The sequence below is a fragment of the Sporosarcina sp. FA9 genome (assembly GCF_051550205.1).
GTDB lineage: Bacteria > Bacillota > Bacilli > Bacillales_A > Planococcaceae > Sporosarcina.
This window is the reverse complement of record NZ_CP188819.1, coordinates 364,808-385,248: the sequence shown is the minus strand read 5'-3', so window position 1 is coordinate 385,248 and position 20,441 is coordinate 364,808. Positions and strand designations below refer to the sequence as shown.

Sequence of the window (20,441 nt, the reverse complement as noted above, 5' to 3'; positions counted from 1 at the left end):
TCAATATTACATCGATTTGATACTTTCCACTAAAATAGTACTTCTTGGAACAGCCCATAATATGTATGCTCCCCACTCACCCATTTTTCAAGATAAAACGAACGCACCGTATATAATTGCACACCCAATTACATATGCAGGGTGGACTTTCCTTTTTTCCAATAGTATATAACTAATTGCAGCAATAATTATTGTTTGGGTCATACCAATTCCAGTATAGGAGTTTACAAGAAACCCTACCGTCATCACTCCCAGTAGAACAGCGATTGTCGGTTTAACTAAAGCAGTCATCTTTTTCACTCTTGGTGAATCTTTATACTTCATAAGTAGGCTAAGCAATGCAATCATTAATATAAGCGACGGAGCCACGGTCGCGAAGACACCGACACCCGCACCAAGAATACCCGCTTGTTCATACCCAATATACCCCGCCATTTTAGTCGCAATGGGGCCCGGAAGCGCATTCCCAAGTGCAAGGACTTCACTAAACTCTTTTACCGACATCCATTCATATCGATCTACCACTTCGTTTTCTACAAGTGGGATTGTAGCCGGACCACCACCATAACCAAGTATCCCTGGTATAAAAAACGCCAAAAATATTTGCCAATAAATCATAAAACTCACTTCTTTTTCTCTTTATTGGGGCTTAGCAAGGCGTAACAAAGCAGAACAATGATCACAATTGCAGGGTGAATACCCAAAAATTCAATCGTGATTAAACTGCCAATCAAAACAATTAACATCTGACCCCAACCAAGTGTTATTTTCGAACTTTTTATAAATTCTAACGTAATGACTCCAAGCATTACACCTACAACTGGTACGACTGCAGAGGATATCCCTTGAACCCATGGCTTGTCTTTGTATGCATTTAGAACATTCAAGAAAACAATCATTAAAACAATTGTAGGGACAATTGATGCGAATATAGCGGTCAAAAGGCCTAATATCCCCCCTACTCTCCATCCAATGTATCCGGCCATTTTCGTAGCAATGGGTCCGGGCAATGCATTTCCAAGAGACAATACATCCGAGAATTCTTCATCATCCATCCATTTGTATTTTTCAACAACTTCTTTTTGAACTAAAGGGATTGATGCCGGACCCCCTCCGTACCCCAATATCCCAACCCGGAAAAAGGCTAAAAATATCTGGGACTGCAAGCGTAACGGACTTATATCGTTCTCTTCTTCATATAGTTCGGTTTCCAATTCGTTCGATTCGTTTTTAATAACCATGAATCATTCCTCCAATCTTTCTACATCTCATTTCTCCTTTCATTAGGAGTAATGACATGCACTGAAATGATTCTTCGATACTTCTCTAAACTCGGGATCATCTACTTTACACTTATCGGTCGCAATTGGACATCTTGTGTGAAAACGGCAGCCTGTCGGAATCTCGAAAGCACTTGGAATGTCGCCTTTTAAAATTACTCGTTCTGCTTTATTCGTTTGACCGACAATAGGTACTGCCGAAAGTAACGCTTTTGTATAGGGATGTTTTGGATTTTTGAATAGTTCTTTATTATCCGCCAGCTCGATAATCTTCCCTAAATACATGACCGCGACACGGTTGCTAATGTGCTTCACAACACTTAAGTCATGAGATATAAAGATATACGTTAGTTCGCGTTCCTTTTTTAGTCTTTGCAATAAATTTAGGATTTGTGATTGAACAGAGACATCAAGAGCGGAAACGGCTTCGTCACACACAATTAGTTTCGGATCTACACAAAGGGCTCGCGCAATGCCCACTCGTTGACGTTGCCCGCCGGAAAACTCATGGGGAAAACGGTAATAATGTTCTTTCTTTAACCCTACTTCTTCTAGCACGCGATACACATACTCATTCACTTCTTTTTTCGGAACCAATTTATGTGTATTCACAATTTCAGCCAACATGCTGCCAACGGTCATTCTTTGATTCAGTGACCCATATGGATCTTGAAATATAATTTGCAAATCTTTTCTTTTCTGACGAAGTTTTTTGTTACTTAACTTCATCAAATCTTGACCTTCAAATTCGATGTGCCCACTCGTCGGTTCGTGCAACCGTAAAATGGCCCTTCCCATTGTAGATTTACCACAACCAGATTCTCCTACAATTCCAAGTGTCTCCCCACGCTTCAATTCAAATGAAACTCCATCAAGAGCTTTTACAATTAGCTGTTCTTTCGAGAACATGCTTTTTTTACCCATGAAAAAGTGTTTTTTCAAGTTGTCTACCTTAAGTAGATACTGCTGCGGCGCTTCGTTCTTCATGTCCGGCATCAATTAAGCCCCCTTCCTGGTTATCCCATTGGTCTGTATAGCTCCAACATGCAACTTCATGATTATCGATATTCACAATGGGCGGGTTACTAGCGACACATAAATCCCGCGCGATTGGACAGCGATCTGCAAATCGGCAACCGATCGGCATTTGTTCAGGGGATGGAACAGATCCTTTAATAACAAACAATTCTTCTTTATCATCATCCGCAAGTGTAGGTATGCAATCTAGTAGGCCTTGTGTATACGGATGTAAAGGATTTGCAAATAACTTTTCACGTGAAGTGTATTCAACCATTTTCCCTGCGTACATGACCAGAATCTTATCCGCTACTTCTGACACAACTGCCAAATCATGCGTAATCAAGATGATTCCCATATCCATTTCTAATTGAAGTTTCTTCATTAACTCCAAAATCTGTGCTTGAATCGTTACATCTAAAGCAGTTGTCGGTTCATCCGCAATTAATAAATCGGGCGAACAACTTAAAGCGATCGCAATCATGACCCGCTGTCTCATTCCCCCACTAAGTTCATGTGGATAGGTATCAATTCTTTTTTCAGGAGAAGATATTCCAACCAATCTCAACATCTCGACGGCTTTGACTCTTGCTTCTCTTTTGCCTAACTTCTTATGCAACATTATTGTTTCTGATATTTGCCTTCCGACAGTAAGTACAGGATTTAAAGAAGTCATGGGCTCTTGAAAAATCATTGATATTTGATTGCCACGGATTTTGCTCAATTGTTTCTGCGTTTTTGTAGAAATGACTTCATCTTTAAATCGGATTTGACCGCTGTCTATTTTTCCGCCTTTCGGCAACAATCCCATGATTGAAAGACTCGTCAAGCTCTTACCACATCCGGACTCTCCGACAATGCATAAGGTCTCTCCCTTATCTACACTAAAACTAAGACCTGCAACGATTGTTGTTTTGCTTTTTTTATTCTCAAATGCGACTTGTATATTTTCAACTTCGAGTAAGACACGGCTCATGTTCTTAATCACCTCTTTATTTCATTTTCGGGTCAAATGCATCACGAAGTCCATCACCAAATAAGTTAATAGAAAGAACTGTTACGAATATGAACACGCCTGGAACTAAAGCAATCCACGGTGCGTCCGCTAAATATCCTTGTCCCATTGAAAGCATCGCTCCCCAACTTGGAGTAGGCGGCTGTGTTCCAAGGCCTAAATAACTTAATGAGGCTTCTGCAATAATCGCACCAGCTATCGCAAGCGTTGCCTGTACTAAAATAGGGCCCAAACAGTTCGGGAAAATATGAAGGAAAATGATTTTCAAATCGCGAATTCCTGATGCTTTCGCGGCTTCAACATATTCACGCTCGCGTTGACTCATAACCTCCGCCCTCATCAGTCGAATGAAGTTCGGCGTATAGACAATCCCGATTGCAATCATTGCATTTTCGAGTCCTGCCCCTAAAACAGCTGCTAAAGAAAGAGCTAGAACTAATGGCGGGAATGAAAGGAGTGCATCCGTAATTCTCATAACGATGTACTCATCAAGAACACCGCGGTAAAATCCAGAGAATAAACCGATCGGAATTCCAACGGCAAGGGCAATTCCCACTGAAATGATTCCAGCTTGAATGGATACTTGTGATCCATAGATTGCACGACTTAATATGTCACGCCCCAACTCGTCAGTTCCTAACCAATTCGCCATACTGGGACCTTGAAGAAATTTCCCGTAATCTTGTAAAGTTGGATCTTGGGGTGCAAGCATTGGTGCAAAAAGGGCAGTTAGAATGAGAAGAAGTGTAAAAACTCCTCCAACGACGGCTAACTTATTCTGAAAGAAGCGTCCCGCCCTTTCTTTAAACAATCTTTTTCTAGGGCTTAACTCTTTTACATTAAACACTGTATTTTCAACGTTTGAAATTCCCATTATGAACGTCCTCCCGAGAGTTTAATTCGAGGATCTATAATCGTATAAAGAATGTCAATTAGGAAGTTTATTATCACAACAATAACAGCCATTAACATTACTGCACCTTGAACAACAGGAAAATCCCTCGTTAAAATCGCGTCGATTACCAACCTACCTAAGCCCGGAATTGCAAAGATTGTTTCCGTAATAACAGCACCACCGAAAAAGGTAGCCAACTGTAAACCACCGACTGTAACGACAGGTATTAACGCATTGCGAAGAGCGTGGCCAATAATAACTGATTTGCCTAATAAACCCTTTGAATAAGCTGTCCGTATATAATCTGCATCAAGTACTTCTAACATCGAGGCTCGTAGCATACGTGTCACTTCTGCTGATAATCGTATCCCTATAGCGATTGCCGGCATAATCATTAATATAATGCTTTGTTTGAAATCTACCCAAGGCGCAACGTATCCCGATGGAGGTAGCCAACCTAGCGTAATCGCGAAGATGAAAATCAGAATAATTCCTAAGAAAAAAGGAGGAATGGAGACACCTGATAATGCAAAAGTTGTACCCAGATAATCCCACGCAGTCCCTTTTCTTGTTGCAGAAATAATACCAGCGGGAATCGCGATTACAAGTGCAATGATAAATGCCAGCACCGTAAGTTGAATTGTGACTGGTAGTTTTTGCAATAAAATTGAAGCTACAGGTGTATTGTCTTTTAGCGAAACACCCAAATCTCCTTGTACGACTCCACTAAGCCATCTAAAATATTGTTCATAGAGTGGTAGATTTAACCCTAACTTTTCTCGTAATGCTTCTAGTGCTTCAGGCGTCGCCTCTTGACCTAACATCATTTGGGCTGGGTCTCCAGGTGTAATATGTACGAGAGAAAATATAATTACACTTACTAATAATAAAATAACAACCATTAATCCTAAGCGTCGAATTAGAAATCGTGCCACACTTGTACCCTCCTCATGATTGGGATTGTTCGCAAACATTTCAACCAAATATCTATTTCAGATAAACCTTTTAATAAACAGTGAGTTCAAGTAATTACACTGAACTCACTGTTTATTGAATATGAATCGATTCGTTTATTGTACGGTTACTTTTTCTAAACGCATCATATTATCAGGGTACTGCTTGAAACCTTTTACATGTGGCTTATATGCATTAAAATCAATCTCATGATAGATAAAGATATATGGAACTTCCTCTTTCGAATATAGTGATGCTTCTAAATATAATTTCTTTCGTTCTTCTTGGTCTGAAGTAGTTCGAGCACTTGTTAATAATTCATCCATTTTTTTATCTGAATAGCCGTAGTTTATACTTCCGCCAGTATGGAAAAGTGGATGAATATTGCCGTCAGGGTCTACACGACCACTCCAACCTAAACGAATCGCATCAAACTCTAAGTTATCCATTTGGTCTAGCAATGTACCGAACTCTACCATTTCAAGTGTCACGATAATGTTCGCTTCTTTAGCCATAGCTTGAACCATCTGTCCTTGCTGTTCTTCCACCGGGTTTGGTCTAAGCTTTAAAGTGAACGAGAATCCATCTTCAAATCCTGCTTCTGCCATAATCTCTTTCGCTTTTTCGATGTCTTTCTGCGTTACTTTTACGCTGTCGTCATATGCCCACGAACTAGGTGGAATCGGACCAGCTGCCGCAACTGCAGTATCGCGTAATGCTACTTTAACAATTGCATCGCGATCAATTACTAGATCCAATGCTTGGCGAAGGCTTTTGTTGTTAAATGGAGCCTTTGCTGAATTTAAATACAAACCTTGAAATCCTAAAGCTTCAACTTGCGAAACTTCAATATCTTTATTTTCTTTGATTTTTTCAGCATCTTTCGGTGGTATTTTATTCACAAGGTCAGTGCTTCCAGAAATCAAGTTTGTAATACGCACGTTTTCATCCGAATATGGATAATAAATGATTTTCTCAAGCTCTGGTGCTCCGTTCCAATAGTCTTCATTTCTTTCTACAACAAGACGGTCTTGCTTAACTCTTTCAACAAATTTAAAAGGTCCTGTTCCTACTGGAGAGTTCTGGAAGTCGTCACCTTTTTCAGTTACCGCAGTTGGCGATACCATCATTCCAGCACGATCTGCAAGTGTTGCTAAAAACGGAGAAAATGGTGCAGACAAAGTAACGATGACTGTATACTCGCCTTCAACTTCAACAGTCTCAACCAAACTAAGCTCAGTTGTACGTGAAGAACCTAAGCTCGGGTCAAGCATACGATCAAAGTTGAACTTAACAGCTTCGGCATTAAACGGTGTTCCATCGTGAAATTTAACACCTTCTTGCAATTCGAATGTATATACTTGTCCATCTTCGGAAATTTCCCAATCCTTAGCGAGCCGTGGTATGAAATTTAACGATTCATCAATTTCAATAAGTTTGTCATAAATACTATGATAAACTTGTCGATCCACTGCTGCGGTAGAAAAATGCGGATCTAATTGCGGAGGATCATCGTCCATTCCAACGATTAGTACATTTTCATCTTTACCAGTTGTTTCAGTTGTTACATCACTTTCAACTTTTTCTGTATCCTTATCCTTTTCCTTATCTTTATCCCCAGAAGTGTCACCGCTGTCTTGGCCTCCACATGCTGCCAAAGCCATTGTTAAAATTAGTACTAAAAACAAAAACAAGTAATTTCTTTTACTCATAGACCGTTCCCCCTAGTTCAATTTTGTTTTTTGATCAAAAAAATGAAAACAGGACAATTCTTCTACCTAAAAATCAGAATATTGACCAATTCACTTAACTTTTGATTTCCGATTTAGTATAGCATATTGAATTCCCGTAATCTATAGTTAATTTCAAAATATCTAACTATATAAATAACAATAAATAAAGAACGTACATCAATCATTTTATTCGTTCAATAATGCTTTTATAATCTTCGTTTCAAGATGAAAAAGAGTGCTGAAAAAGCCAGCACTCTGTTGAACTATTTCTGTATTTATTTGTATTGATGATCAATAATCTATAGTTATTGTTTTATAAATTTATTCGATAATGCTTTTTTCATTCGAATCCGATTTCCTATTGTAAAAAGTAATTCCATAAAGAGCGCTGCTAAAATACCCATAAGCAATCCGTTCGAAAGAAGTGGTTGAACGAGCTCCGGAAGCGTCACAAACGCCGTTGCCGGAAGTCCCATAACCCCCTGTGTTAGGCTAGTTGTCGTATAGAACTCTCCTGTTATAATTAATAGATGGAGGTCATACGACATGAATAAAAATAGTGGTACAAGATATACAAAAGAATTTAAAGATATGGCGATTGCTAGAATGGCGCCCCCAAACAACGAATCGATAAAAAGCATAAGTGACGAACTAGGGGTCTCTGATCAATCTCTTTATAAATGGCGACAGAAAGCACGGATTGAAGGAACTGCAACGCCTGGAAATGGACAAACTTCCGGACACTGGAGCAGTGAAGATAAATTCCTGATTGTGTTAGAAACGTACGCTATGAATCAAGCAGAACTTTCGGAGTATTGTCGAAAAAAAGGACTCTATAAAGAACAGATTGATACTTGGCGAATAAGTTGTTTGAACGCGAATACCGGGGAATTGAATCAAACAAAAAAACTTTCACAGGAACTAAAAGAAGAGAAGAAACGGACGTCTGAAATCGAAAAAGATTTGCGATTCAAAGAGAAAGCGTTGGCAGAAGCCGCAGCCTTATTACTGTTAAGAAAAAAGGCCCGAGCGATCTGGGGGGACCAAGAGGACGAATGATTCGACCATCAGATCGCAGACTTGCCGTAGAACTTATTCAAGAAGCGAATCAAAACGGTGCACGATTAGCAAAGGCGTGTGATGAACTAACTATTAGTGTACGCACGTACGAACGCTGGGTTTCGGCTGGTGGCGTGCACGAAGATCAACGTCCTCACGCACAACGTCCAGAACCTAAAAACAAGCTAACCGAAGAAGAGAGACAGGACGTAATTGATATCGTCAAAAAAGAAGAATTTGTCGATTTACCTCCTTCACAAATTGTGCCAAAGCTCGCTGACCAATCGATTTACATTGCCTCAGAATCAACAATCTACCGCATATTACGAGAAGAAAAAATGCAGCAGCACCGTGGCCGAAGTAAAAGACCAAAAACAAAGTTACCGGAAAGTTATTTAGCAACAGCCCCGAATCAAGTGTGGACATGGGATATTACTTGGCTTAAAGGCCCTGTTAGGGGCCTCTATTATCGCCTTTACCTAATCATTGATTTATTCAGCCGAAAGATTGTCGGTTGGGATATTTGGGAAACAGAAGAAGCGAAGCACGCTGAAACATTAATCAGAAAAGCTGTCCTCAATGAAAAAATACAAGGAGCTCCACTCGTTCTACATTCTGATAACGGAAGTCCGATGAAAGCCGCAACATTCCAAGTTTTACTTGAAAAACTAGGTATCCAAAGTTCATACTCCAGACCACGGGTAAGTAATGATAACCCATATTCCGAAGCAATTTTCCGGACGCTCAAATACCGTCCTGGGTTCCCAGATGCGGGATTTAAAACCCTTGAAGATGCGTTAACATGGACTGCAAAATTCGTCCATTGGCACACGCACGACCATCAACACAGCGGAATTAACTTTGTGACACCCGAACAGCGTCATACAGGTGTTTATATTGATGTACTTGAAAAACGAGTTGAAGTCTATGAACGTGCAAAACAAAAGCATCCAGAACGTTGGGCTGGGTCAACTAGAAATTGGGATCCACTCGAATCAGTTGCATTAAATCCGATGAAGGAAGAACGATTAAATAGAAGTAAATAATTAAGATTAGTACTATTTATGAGATATGATTTTGGCGGATTTCATAGCCGTTCTTTTATCCCATTGCCCTGTTGATACTAGATTAGAGTGAAACTCTGATCTAGTATCAACAGGAGAGTAAGCGAAGTGCGATAGCGAAAGTGAAATTAAATTGAATGAGTAGCTAATCTAGGAAAAGAGTTAAATGCGACAACTATATTGACAAACACCGATAATCGCAAGTCCAAGTAGTGCAGGAAGTGCGACACGGTAAACCGTTTTCGGATGGAACGTCAGCCCTTCAATATTTTTAAGAGCCGAACCAAATAACTGTAAATAAGCTACAAAAAGAACCGTATTTCCGACCGAATGTGGAATCGTTGAGAAAAAGCCACTAAGCGGCGCGATGAGCCCCATGATGATAAAAAAAATAGAACCAAGTAAAAACGGCCCTCGTTCACGGATTCCTGTCGCATTAAGAAGTCCGAGAGACGAGGCAAAAGGAGCATTTGGAACAAGACCGAGCGCACCCGAAAGTGCTGTTAGTGAACCCGTTATGACGAATGAAGAACGATATTGCTTCGGCGTTGTGATTTTATTAAAAATCGCTTCCGCCCCTTTTAAAGTCGCAATTGTGTTCGACGAGTTCAGCAATCCTGTGATCACAACAGTCGTAACAATTCCCCACTCAAACGAAGGTTGTCCCCACGGAAACCACATCAGAAAAGGTGTTGTATGAATTGCTTCTGTCGCCTCAACTGGGAACAGAATAACCGCAGCAATCCAACCGACAACCATCCCAATAAGTAAATTCAAACTACTAATAATCCCTTTGCCTCGCGTATGTATAAGAATTGTAAGAGTCGCTAAAGCGAATGAAAACAGTGCCGCTTTCAAATCAATTGAATCACTCGTATTCAGGCCAAGCATTCCCCTTAAGAAAATTGAAATCAGCTGATTCGAAAGCAAAATGAGGAACACAAACATCACAAACGGTGTAAACCATTTTTTCAGCACCTCACCCATTCCAAGAAAACCAAGTACAACAAATAGAAGCCCAGAGATCATCGACCCGACAGCAATACTTCCACCAATTGTCGAAAGTTCCAGATTCATCGTACTAGCCGTCGCAGCAAGACTCAATATTACGCCCCACCAAACGCCAGATTGCCCCTCCATCAACGGCAAGCGATGCCCAAAAAGCCCTTGCACCAAACACGCAAAGCCAATGAAAATAAATGAACGCTGAATTGCAGACACAATCTCAACCTGTTCCAACTCAAATGCACTGCCCACCGAAATCGGCACAACAACTGTATTCGCAAACATAAAAAACAACCACTGAAATCCAGCCAACATCGTAACCGATGCCGTCAAACGTTTAACTTCCACCTAAACTGCCCCTCCAACAAAAAACGATGTCTATCTATTTATTTCATTATACAGAAGATTAGTAAACTTGTAATCGGAATACGTAGATTTCTTCGGGCTGGTTGGTTTGGTAGGACGAACTGGTGGGTTCGTTGGACTATCCACGGTGTTGGTTGGACGAACTCGGCGCTTGGTTGGACTATCGCTATTTGGGTGGACAATAAATGAGTTCGTTGGACTATCCACAGTGTTGGTTGGACTATCGCTGTTTGGTTGGACTATAAATGGGTTCGTTGGACTATCCACGGTGTTGGTTGGACTATCGCTGTTTGGTTGGACTATAAATGGGTTCGTTGGACTATCCACGGTGTTGGTTGGACTATCGCTGTTTGGTTGGACTATAAATGGGTTCGTTGGACTATCCACGGTGTTGGTTGGACGAACTCGGCGCTTGGTTGGACTATCGCTATTTGGTTGGACTATAAATGAGTTCGTTGGACTATCCACAGTGTTGGTTGGACTATCGCTGTTTGGTTGGACTATCGCATACGGGCTGCAGGCAGAGTTCATTAAAGCTCAGCATCCCTATGAAAATTTTGAACAACATGACTTTCAGGATTATACTTCTTCATCGTATACCCTTCCTTAGTAAGCCACTCGATAATTTGCGGAAGCGCAATAGCCGTCTGAGAACGATCATGAAGCAACACAACAATATCACGATCCCCCGACTTATAAGCCCCAGTCACACCGTTTTGGACATTTTTAATAATCTCGGAATACTGCTTATCCGAATACCTCCAGTCATTCGAATCCACATCCCAATCCCAAACTTTATACCCCTCTTTCTTCAACTCACCCTTCATCCCGGGCGTCAAATGAGGCTTACTTCCATAAGGTACACGCATCAATTTCGGCACATCCTGAACACCCGTTAACTTTTTAATCAACAAAGCTCCAGAACTCATCTCCGATATAAAACTCCCTGAAGACGCATACACCTTGTCCTTATCATGCGTCATACTATGCGATCCAATATAATGCCCCTCACCTGCAACATTCTCCACAATTTCTGAAAATAAATTCATCTGTTTCCCAAGGAAAAAAAAAGTACTTTCTACATCATACTTTTTAAGTGTCGCTAAATTCTTCGTCGTAAAAAGATTAGGCCCATCATCAAAAGTCAAATACACATTCGCCTTTCCCTCACCTGTACTAGGCTTCTCCGGTTGAGGTACCGTCGGTGGAACAGGAACTGGTTTAGTTGGAGGCGTAACATTGCCCAACAAAACATCCATATGCTTTTTATAATCCGAACCTCTTAAACTTCTATATACATCACTATAAATGCGAGAAACATTCAACTCCGAAAAATATTCAAAATAAAAACCGAAACTTGTAGCTATATAAGAAACATCGGCAAATAACTCACCGTTAATATCACGAATTGGTGTTTCTTCACTCTCAACATCATCAGCAGTCGTTTTACCAGTCAAATAATCATAAATCAATACACGATTATTCTTGCCCATATAAATTTTATCGTCATAAACAGTCGTTGCATATAATGAGTCCATTAACTTAGTAAGAGGTACAAACGACTTGCCATCTACCATCTGAATTTCATCCTGACCGAATTTTAAAACACGATCATGCAAACCAATATACTGCTTCGACTTTTCCTCAGCAGCCACAATCCCTGAACTAAAAATGAAGCCAAAAAAAAGCAACGTAGCAAGAGCAACCATTATCCTCTTCATTTCCATCCCCCGTTTTCCATAATCTCTTTATCTACCACCATATAATACCAAACAAAACCGTAGCTAACTGAAGAATTCAACAATACCTATATATACGCTGCGAAGAACAAATAAATCACCTCCAACCAACAATAAAAATGACACTCACCTGTAAAAAGTACTAGGTTGAATGTTATAACAGTGTTTGCAACGAAATCAGTGAGATGAGCAACCAAAACGCTGAGGCCTACAACCAATTCGGCTCGGTGTGCAACCAAATCCTCTAGTTGTTCAACCAATCGATGGAGGTGTGCAACGAAATCAGATTCATCTACAACGTCGAATGGGAAAAGATAAAGATAATTACCCAAATGCATTTGACCAATTAGGCGAAGCCATCAATGATCAATATGGCACTTGTCCAACGAAACGGCGAGGGTGTGCAACCAATTCAGTGAGATGTGCAACGAATCTAGCGATTTGCAACCAAACCGCCGAGGTGTACAACCAATTGGAGAGAGGGTGCAACCAATTCTGCTCAATGTGCAACGAAATCCGGTAAGTGTGCAACGGCGAGCCCAATCTATGAAATTACTCACATTCCTCGTTAAAAACCCTAGGAATACAAACCATGACAATGAACCATAGAGCGTAGAAGCGACAAGCGTGAGCCGAAGTGCTGAGATAGATAGCGCTCTTCTATCTAGCTCAACACGTAAGGCCATCGCAAAGCGCCAAGCGATCTTGGAAACCGCATCCCGATAGAAATCCCAACACCACACACCTGCAAATTCTCCAATCCACAATCTCGGGAGAAATCCCCAATATACAAACCATGACAATGAACCAAAGAGCGTAGAAGCGACAAGCGTGAGCCGAAGTGCTGAGATAGATAGCGCCCTTCTGTCTAGCTCAACACGTAAGGCCATCGCAAAGCGCCAAGCGAATTTGGAAGCCACACACCATGAGAAATCCCAATCCAATCTTACCTGCAAAATCCCCAACAAAAAAAGAACCAAACAAGACAACAACTGTCTTGTTCGGTCCTCCACCTTCACCTATTCACCTAACACCCATATACCTCAAATAATTCCTCCAGCCGAATGACTTCCATTCGGCTTTTTCGGGCATCTGTGACGGCATCGGCAAAAATACTCTCGGCGCATACTCAAAACGAGGAAGATCCGTTCCATCAATCGCAACATTACCCAACTTAAGCCCTTCCGTCACAACAACACGATGATGCCACATAAAAGGCGTGACAACCTTCATCTCCGTCGCGCGTCCCGACTCATCAAGAATCGTCGCAATCGCTGTACTCTTATCATGATTACGCACCCATTCCGCCTTCACCGACACAGCATCCAACGCTTCATCCAAAACAACGATCGCGTTTAAATTGGCACCATACGGATTACCCTCAGACTCAGATTCGGCGGCAACCAAAATACGTACTTCATAATAAGCAAGCGGATTTTCAACCTTCGCTGCATCTAAAGCTTTATATGTTTTAAGCCATTCATCCTCTTTAGCAGGAATCTCAGAAACCGAAATTACCGTCCCTTCCCCCACACCAACCGTACCAATTCCGTGAACAAGAACTTTTAGTCCCGCTTCCACGTCTTTCCATTCACTCTCTTGCACATACGTAACAATTACTTTCTCAGCACTATAAATATCAACAGCAAGCGTAGAACCTTGACGAGTCACTTTGGAAACAACACCGTCTACAGGACTAACAATTGCCGGTCTAGACGGATCTTGTGCGAGTTCAGCTTCAATGACAACCTTTCGGCGAACAACATCCGCTAAATTTTGTTCCACAGTCGCGATGGCTTGTGCATAAGAACCGTCTAATGAAACATCTACATTGACGTCGACATTTAAACCTACCTCAACTGTAGTATCCCCCGCTGCATCATATAGATTATCGGTTTTATTCGTAGTCGTCGAACTGTTCGCTGCCGCTACGTTGCGGTCGGATTCAAGTGTCGCTATCAGACTTAATGCTTCGGACTCTTGCTGACTCAGAATTTCTTGTTCCGACAACAAAACATTTCTTCGACCCTCGGATTGGTCAACATTCAAAATGGCTAGTTCGTTACCGACACGGACAACATCTCCTTCCGTTACAAGCCAAGAATCTACAGCGTTTTCGCTCCCTACATATACAGTTTGTGTTTCAAGAGGTGCAACTAGGCCTTCCTTGGCGAGCTCAACACTAAAATCCCCAACAGACATACGTTCGAATTTATCGACATACACTGACTTTTGAATCACACTTTTTTCCCCAAATAATAAATACAAATTCACGGCTAAAAATGCACTAATTGCTATTGAAACAGTTATATTTACATATCTATTCATTTCCCGCACCTCTCTCAAAAATCGATTGGAATAAGTTTTCAGCAGGAATGAAGCCAATTGAAGCAATCACTAGTGCAAGCAGTATATGAATGCCAATTAATATCCAAAGTATTTTTTTACGATCAAACGCATTATACGAAACAATAAATTGATATTGAAGTACGATCACTAATGCTGTAAACACGGATAATTGATTCAAAAAGAAAATAAAGAACGGTATTTCAATAAATGTCGACGCAAGTGGTCCAAAAGATAAAAAGGACACATTCGCCGATGTACCCGTCATTGCAAACACAATGAAAACAAGTGCTTTTTCCATAATAAAAAGACTTGTCACTAAAAGTTGCATAGGTAAGAGCTTATTAAATGGTACTTTTGTAATCAGATTCAGTATGTAAGCAAATCCAAGGAAATGGAATGACATAAATAGAAGTGCCCAAACAACTATCCCCATTAAAGAAGCATAGCGTGCCAGCGTATAATCCGCAGTGGACATCGTCGTTAACAATGGGGTGATTGTTTCCGTATTCATTCCCCATAACTCTCTTACTATGAAAAGCAACAGCCCAATTAAAAAAACAGTGTACACTCGTACTTTAAATCCTCGCATAGAGGTTGTTTTTAATTGTTCCGCCAAAAATTGCGGATTCGTAAGGAAATGCCAGTACTTAAAATTAAAAAACATATTTGCAATTCCTTTCTATTAATCATCTTTAGTCTATGTATACCCCAACTTTATCAAACTACTCTCATTTTGTAACGTAAGAACTGTTCGATTTAGTAGTGTTTGTTAAAAACAATTTGTTTGGTGAATTCCCTTTATGTGCATACTGTTGAAACACGTCTCAAACAAGATTTATTTTCCCTCTTATTTCCCGGGGAATCGACAAAACAGCGGATTGTACCGAAATGACACGAAAAGGTTTATTTTCGTGAAAATTAAAACACCTATCGTTGATAACCCGACAGGTGTTTTTAGAATTGAATTATCAAATCTGTTGCAGTCCTTCCGTCAACACATTAAAGAGTTGTTGGTTTTTCGTTTCAAGTGCATAATCAATCATTCGTAAGCGATTCTCAGATTCCAGACTCCCAATTAATTCAGTAGCTTCATTGGAAACTTCTACCGGCGGCTGCATGTCAATGTCTATATCCATGTTTATGCTCCCTTCCATAATTGTTTTTAAATGCTGATGAAGGTCCGAAATAAGGAGCAACTGGTAAAGCGGCAGTCGTATAAAACGATTCCCCCGCTGAAAGACGAATACTTCTCCTAAATTTTCCACCTGAAAATTCTTCATATTAATTATAATTTCCTTACCTTCGGCTGGAATGAAATGATAGACTTCATTTCCTTTAATAATTGAAAAGTACTGATAGGCAAAAACGAGGCGGAGTCTATAATCTTCTTGGCTTGTAAAAAATGGCGTCATACGCTGGACAGATAACATCTTTCTCCCCTCCTTTTTAGTTTTTATAAATTCCTTATTACTATCATTCTATCACAAAACCTTCACTTATGTGAATATTTAAAACATATTCTTTTTTCACTTTATAGATTAACTAAAGAATTTTCTTCAAATGAATGAGAGCATCTCATTTACGTACTCGGTAAATAAGTTGTATAATAGAAGGAATGCTTTTTTTGAGGAGAGTGGTCTGGATGCATATGACCGTAGAACGTGTTTCCTACTTACACGAGGAAGAAATTGCCGAGCTAATGAATGTTATTAAACACTCGCTTCATCCTGATGATTCGGGTGAGGCGCTGATTGTCCGCAGAGCGCTCGCATTGGTCCGGAACGGTGCAGTTGATTCTTATACGTATGATTCTGTAGAGGAAAAAATCCTTGTGAAAATTGGTGGAGTCGAAATCGTTGATGTAAAGATTTCATTCAATCAGTTGAATACGGAGTGCACATGCTCCCATAACGGTTGGTGTGCACATCGTACCGCGGTAGTTTTTCATCTTTACTTACAATTTCATTCGCTAACAGACTGGGTCCATGAATGGAGACGAACGGAAGCGGAACAACTTGTCTTAACAATTTCCGATCGAACACCGGAAGCTTGGAATGATGTACTAACACGTCTTACACGTCCACTACGTACAATTGAACTACAAGAAAATCCAGCCGTATTTATTCATGAGTTTTCACTAATAGATCAAAAAGCAATTCCACTTGCACCTTTTGAGTGGGAATGGAAACCGCTTTTCGACGTTTATTATCGATTGCAAGCACTTGATGCGGCATGGCCATATGTTTATGCTCATCTAGGTGACAATGAATCATCGTTCTCATACGGAAAATGGTATGTGAAAAACTGGGTGACTGATCAACTTCGTAAATTACACGACAGTGTCGTTGCACTTTCAACAAAACCCAAACTATTTTCAACGGATGCTTTTCATGAACAATTAAAGTATATGGTACGTACTTTCACTTTGAAAAACACGGGTTTATTTAACGAACGTTTTCAAGCGTATCGCTCTTTTTGGGAACATCTCTTTACTGAGAATGCGTTACGAATAAAAGAACTAGAAATTCTTAAAGAAGAAGAAACGACCGAAGCTGTTATATTAATCACCCTATTTGATATTTTAAACGGAGATCATGAGCAACTGAGTGATATCGCCGGGCTCGTCACCTTGGATAACTTTACGAATTGGCTCCCACTTGCGGATCTAGCGGATGTCGAAGGCGATACGGAATCTCTCGCTGCAATCATGCGGGCACTCCTTCCTTTTATTGGTGAGCACTTAACCCAATCGGTGCAAATTGCACGCCGCTCTGTATTTGTACGCAAAATCGATGGATTGCTTGAGTCAGCGAATTTCCCGGAAGACGAACGCGAGAATATGTTTTCTTATTACGGAGAAACCGGCGTTGATGTCTATGCGGATTTCCTAGTTGAACGCGAACGCTTTCACGAATGGGCGGCTCTTATGCACAGATACAATGTCTCCTATGACGCGGCTGAAGCAGGCGGTTTGAAAATTGCACTTTCTGAAGATCCAGCTGCCGTTTTACCTCTTCTTCATAGATACGCAACTGGTTTTATTAACGAGAAAAACAGACAAAGTTATCGTCGTGCAGTCAAACTCTTTAAAAAGATGAAAACAGGTTCCAAAAAAAGCGGTAAGTCAGAGTTTTGGAATCGTTATGTCGATACAGTGCGCGATAAAAATCGCCGGTTACGTGCACTTATGGAAGAGATGGAGAAAGGGAATTTGAATTTATGACGAACACATTTACTCTTGAACGTTTACTACTTCTCGGACTCCAGCCTACAGAAAACGGATCTTTCTTAGTCACGGCAACAGATGTAAACGGCTATATACTAAATCCAAATGAACTTGTTTCATATTTGTTTTTCAACAATGAACAGTCTTTGTACGGTCTTCTAACTGAAACAAATGACGATGCGGTCATTCTTAGAGCTGACCAGCTGCTATCCTCGTTTCCCGAAACGCACCCGTATGTAAAATACGATGGTGCCAGTACTGAAGATGCTGAACAATTAAAAGCTGTTCGGGAGGCATCTATGGCCTGGAAGGACCCCGAACTTTGGAGTTATGCAGAGGCGGATGAAACCGGAATTCATTTTAACGCGGGGAAAGCTGGAATTTCAGAGGAAGCTGCGGCACTGATTCGTTTAGCAGTACACGGCAAACTTGCTGGATCGCCCATTCGAATGGACCAACTTTCACTACTCCTTCCCCATTTACGGATTTACGGGTGGCCAGGAGAATCGGTGTCGACGATTCCAGTACAAATTGCACTGCGCCTAACAGAACCTGAACTGGATTCGGATACAGATTGGTTGCTGGAAACGGTCATTATCGGAGATCGCGGTCGTCATTGGCAACCTGCAGTACGTAAAGTAGATGCACCTATCGAGGAGGCACTTCCGGCGAAATGGAAGATGTATGCGCATGATATTTCAAGGAAACAATCGGAAATCGTCTCTTTCTTGAATGTTGTAGAAGTAGATACACTAAATAGTTTCCTATCCGTTTCAATAACGGATCCCGAAGTTCGATTATTCATCTCAGAAGATTTACCACTTCTTCAGTCCTTTGGTTACTCCGTGATTTTGCCTGCTTGGCTCAAGTCTGTAACAGAGTCCAAAATGCGCGTGCGCACCAATGCGGGCGTCCAGTCGTATAATTCAACAACAGGACTTGATGAGGTTTTATCTTTTGATTGGAATTTCTCGCTTGCCGGTAATAATATCGACCGTGAGGCTTTCAGTAAAATGGTAGATGAAAATCGTGAATACATTCGTTCTGGTGACGAATGGTTTCACATTGACCCACAATGGCTGAAAAAGATTCGTGATTTAATGGACCGTGCGGATTCTGGAGAATGGACGGTCAAAGATCTTTTATTCCAAGACGTTCCAGAAGAAATGGTTCCTCTGGAGGCCGATGAAGATGAAGAAGATCCACTGCTCCAGTTCACGATGCAAAAGACGCTTCGCAGTTATATGGAAATTCTTTCGGAGAAAAAAGGACTTCCTTCGACGGGAATACCTACAAAGTTGAAAACAGAACTTCGTCCGTATCAAGAAGTCGGCCTCGACTGGCTTGTGTTCATGCGGGAAAATCATTTCGGCGCTGTTTTAGCGGATGATATGGGGCTTGGTAAGACGGTACAACTCATTTCCTATTTGCTAGAAGTTCATGCAAGACCAGAAACGAAGACGCCGTCACTGATCATTTGTCCAACGAGTGTCCTTGGTAACTGGCAAAAAGAAATTGAGCGATTTGCACCGTCACTGTCCATCCATACACATTATGGACCGAACCGTGAGAAGGACGAAGCTTTTACAGAACTTCTAATTGAAAAGAAACCCGACGTCGTCTTTACAACATACGGTACAGCTTCACAGGACGGAGAAATGCTTGCTGAAACAGAATTTACGAGCATTACTTTAGATGAAGCTCAAAATATAAAAAACATGCAGACAAAGCAATCTCGAACAATCCGTAAGTTGCGCGGGCAACATCACATCGCGTTAACCGGGACACCGATTGAAAACCGCTTGTCGGAACTGTGGGCGATTTTCGATTTTATTCACAAAGGATACTTCGGGAATTTCCGAAAGTTCACGGATAACTTCATTATTCCAATTGAACGGGATAATTCTGAAATTGATAAACGAAAACTACGTGCAAAAATTCGACCCTTTTTATTAAGAAGAACGAAAAGTGATCCTGATTTGCTCCTAAATCTTCCGAAAAAACTGGAACAAAATGAATACTGTCCGCTGACAACAGAACAAGCGGCCTTGTATGAAAGTTTCCTGGATGAAACCAAGTTTAAGTTACAAACATTATCTGGTTTTGAAAAGAAAGGTTTAATCTTAAAAATGCTGAGCCGACTGAAGCAATTGTGTAATCACCCCGCTTTGTTTCTGAAAGAGCCACAAGCGCCCGCAGAAGAAATGATTTTGCGTTCCGATAAATTGAAACGAATTGTTTCGATGGCTGGAGAAATTGTTGAAAACGGCGAACGCTGCATCATTTTCACCCAGTACATTGGCATGGGCAAGCTCATTCGCCAATGTCTGTCCGAAATCCACGGCATTGAAGCTCCATTTTTAACAGGAAGCATGCCAAAAGGACAGCGAGATTTACTTGTTGAAGCTTTCCAGGAAGGTGAATTTCCAGTGTTTATTTTATCCCTTCGAGCGGGTGGAACTGGACTTAATCTAACGGCTGCAAATCATGTATTGCATGCGGATAGATGGTGGAATCCGGCTGTTGAAAACCAGGCAACCGACCGAGCGTATCGGATTGGTCAAACGAAATTCGTTCACGTTCATAAGTTTGTGACGATTGGAACGATTGAAGAAAAAATCGATAAAATGTTAGTTGAAAAAGCTGCACTTTCCGATGATCTCATTCAATCCACACAATGGCTCACTGAGTTATCCGATGTGGAGCTTAGCGATTTACTGTCATTTGATTATTAAGCGA

The 20,441-nt window shown here is 40.9% G+C and carries 19 protein-coding genes; 5 read left to right on the top strand and 14 right to left on the bottom strand.

What is annotated here, in order from left to right:
• Positions 1 to 87: 87 nt before the first annotated feature.
• From ACP8HH_RS01965 to ACP8HH_RS01930, 8 genes are all read right to left on the bottom strand, one after another.
• On the bottom strand, positions 88 to 618 hold the full coding sequence (locus tag ACP8HH_RS01965; protein WP_438315127.1) for a chromate transporter: 531 nt from the start codon (positions 616 to 618) through the stop codon (positions 88 to 90).
• A 5-nt stretch (positions 619 to 623) separates the two neighbouring features.
• Positions 624 to 1,241: a chromate transporter gene (locus tag ACP8HH_RS01960; RefSeq protein WP_438315124.1), complete on the bottom strand. Its 618-nt coding sequence runs from the start codon at positions 1,239 to 1,241 to the stop codon at positions 624 to 626.
• Positions 1,242 to 1,283: 42 nt separating this feature from the next.
• On the bottom strand, positions 1,284 to 2,267 hold the full coding sequence (locus ACP8HH_RS01955; protein ID WP_438318967.1) for an ABC transporter ATP-binding protein: 984 nt from the start codon (positions 2,265 to 2,267) through the stop codon (positions 1,284 to 1,286).
• Positions 2,233 to 3,273, bottom strand: coding sequence for an ABC transporter ATP-binding protein (locus ACP8HH_RS01950; RefSeq protein ID WP_438315121.1), 1,041 nt, complete (start codon positions 3,271 to 3,273; stop codon positions 2,233 to 2,235). Before ACP8HH_RS01950 ends, ACP8HH_RS01955 begins: the two co-directional genes overlap by 35 nt.
• A gap of 16 nt (positions 3,274 to 3,289) precedes the next feature.
• A complete protein-coding gene (locus tag ACP8HH_RS01945; protein WP_438315118.1) occupies positions 3,290 to 4,186 on the bottom strand; it encodes an ABC transporter permease in 897 nt (298 codons plus the stop codon).
• A complete protein-coding gene (locus ACP8HH_RS01940) occupies positions 4,186 to 5,142 on the bottom strand; it encodes an ABC transporter permease (protein WP_438315115.1) in 957 nt (318 codons plus the stop codon). Before ACP8HH_RS01940 ends, ACP8HH_RS01945 begins: the two co-directional genes overlap by 1 nt.
• Positions 5,143 to 5,277: 135 nt before the next feature.
• Positions 5,278 to 6,873: an ABC transporter substrate-binding protein gene (locus ACP8HH_RS01935; RefSeq protein ID WP_438315112.1), complete on the bottom strand. Its 1,596-nt coding sequence runs from the start codon at positions 6,871 to 6,873 to the stop codon at positions 5,278 to 5,280.
• A 326-nt stretch (positions 6,874 to 7,199) separates the two neighbouring features.
• Positions 7,200 to 7,370, bottom strand: coding sequence for a hypothetical protein (locus ACP8HH_RS01930; RefSeq protein WP_438315109.1), 171 nt, complete (start codon positions 7,368 to 7,370; stop codon positions 7,200 to 7,202).
• 70 nt (positions 7,371 to 7,440) lie between these two features.
• On the opposite strand from ACP8HH_RS01930, the gene ACP8HH_RS01925 reads away from it, so the two are divergent.
• Together ACP8HH_RS01925 and ACP8HH_RS01920 are read left to right on the top strand one after the other, a co-directional pair.
• Positions 7,441 to 7,953, top strand: a complete 513-nt coding sequence (locus ACP8HH_RS01925; RefSeq protein WP_438315106.1) for a transposase — start codon at positions 7,441 to 7,443, stop codon at positions 7,951 to 7,953.
• Positions 7,950 to 8,999 (top strand): IS3 family transposase, encoded by a 1,050-nt coding sequence (locus tag ACP8HH_RS01920; RefSeq protein WP_438315103.1) that lies wholly within the window; start codon positions 7,950 to 7,952, stop codon positions 8,997 to 8,999. The genes ACP8HH_RS01925 and ACP8HH_RS01920 overlap by 4 nt, the downstream gene beginning before the upstream one ends.
• 180 nt (positions 9,000 to 9,179) lie before the next feature.
• Here ACP8HH_RS01920 and ACP8HH_RS01915 read toward each other — a convergent pair whose 3' ends face one another.
• A complete protein-coding gene (locus tag ACP8HH_RS01915) occupies positions 9,180 to 10,370 on the bottom strand; it encodes a uracil/xanthine transporter (protein WP_438315101.1) in 1,191 nt (396 codons plus the stop codon).
• A gap of 252 nt (positions 10,371 to 10,622) precedes the next feature.
• Here ACP8HH_RS01915 and ACP8HH_RS01910 point away from each other — a divergent pair, with 252 nt between their 5' ends.
• The gene (locus tag ACP8HH_RS01910; protein ID WP_438315098.1) at positions 10,623 to 10,838 is read left to right on the top strand and encodes a hypothetical protein; all 216 of its coding nucleotides are present in this window, start codon (positions 10,623 to 10,625) and stop codon (positions 10,836 to 10,838) included.
• A gap of 80 nt (positions 10,839 to 10,918) precedes the next feature.
• Here the strand turns inward: ACP8HH_RS01910 and ACP8HH_RS01905 are convergent, their stop codons facing one another.
• From ACP8HH_RS01905 to ACP8HH_RS01885, 5 genes are all read right to left on the bottom strand, one after another.
• A complete protein-coding gene (locus tag ACP8HH_RS01905) occupies positions 10,919 to 12,109 on the bottom strand; it encodes a polysaccharide deacetylase family protein (RefSeq protein WP_438315095.1) in 1,191 nt (396 codons plus the stop codon).
• Between the two features lie 86 nt (positions 12,110 to 12,195).
• Complete coding sequence (locus ACP8HH_RS01900; protein ID WP_438315092.1) at positions 12,196 to 12,465, bottom strand: hypothetical protein; 270 nt, start codon at positions 12,463 to 12,465, stop codon at positions 12,196 to 12,198.
• Positions 12,466 to 13,150: 685 nt separating this feature from the next.
• Positions 13,151 to 14,455 (bottom strand): efflux RND transporter periplasmic adaptor subunit, encoded by a 1,305-nt coding sequence (locus ACP8HH_RS01895; RefSeq protein ID WP_438315089.1) that lies wholly within the window; start codon positions 14,453 to 14,455, stop codon positions 13,151 to 13,153.
• Positions 14,448 to 15,140 carry a hypothetical protein gene (locus ACP8HH_RS01890; RefSeq protein ID WP_438315086.1) on the bottom strand — a complete coding sequence of 231 codons (693 nt, stop codon included), beginning with the start codon at positions 15,138 to 15,140 and terminating at the stop codon, positions 14,448 to 14,450. Before ACP8HH_RS01890 ends, ACP8HH_RS01895 begins: the two co-directional genes overlap by 8 nt.
• A gap of 304 nt (positions 15,141 to 15,444) precedes the next feature.
• Positions 15,445 to 15,906 carry a transcriptional regulator gene (locus tag ACP8HH_RS01885; protein WP_438315083.1) on the bottom strand — a complete coding sequence of 154 codons (462 nt, stop codon included), beginning with the start codon at positions 15,904 to 15,906 and terminating at the stop codon, positions 15,445 to 15,447.
• 212 nt (positions 15,907 to 16,118) lie between these two features.
• Here ACP8HH_RS01885 and ACP8HH_RS01880 point away from each other — a divergent pair, with 212 nt between their 5' ends.
• Together ACP8HH_RS01880 and ACP8HH_RS01875 are read left to right on the top strand one after the other, a co-directional pair.
• On the top strand, positions 16,119 to 17,699 hold the full coding sequence (locus ACP8HH_RS01880; protein WP_438315080.1) for a hypothetical protein: 1,581 nt from the start codon (positions 16,119 to 16,121) through the stop codon (positions 17,697 to 17,699).
• The gene (locus ACP8HH_RS01875; protein WP_438315077.1) at positions 17,696 to 20,437 is read left to right on the top strand and encodes a DEAD/DEAH box helicase; all 2,742 of its coding nucleotides are present in this window, start codon (positions 17,696 to 17,698) and stop codon (positions 20,435 to 20,437) included. The genes ACP8HH_RS01880 and ACP8HH_RS01875 overlap by 4 nt, the downstream gene beginning before the upstream one ends.
• Positions 20,438 to 20,441 lie beyond the last annotated feature (4 nt).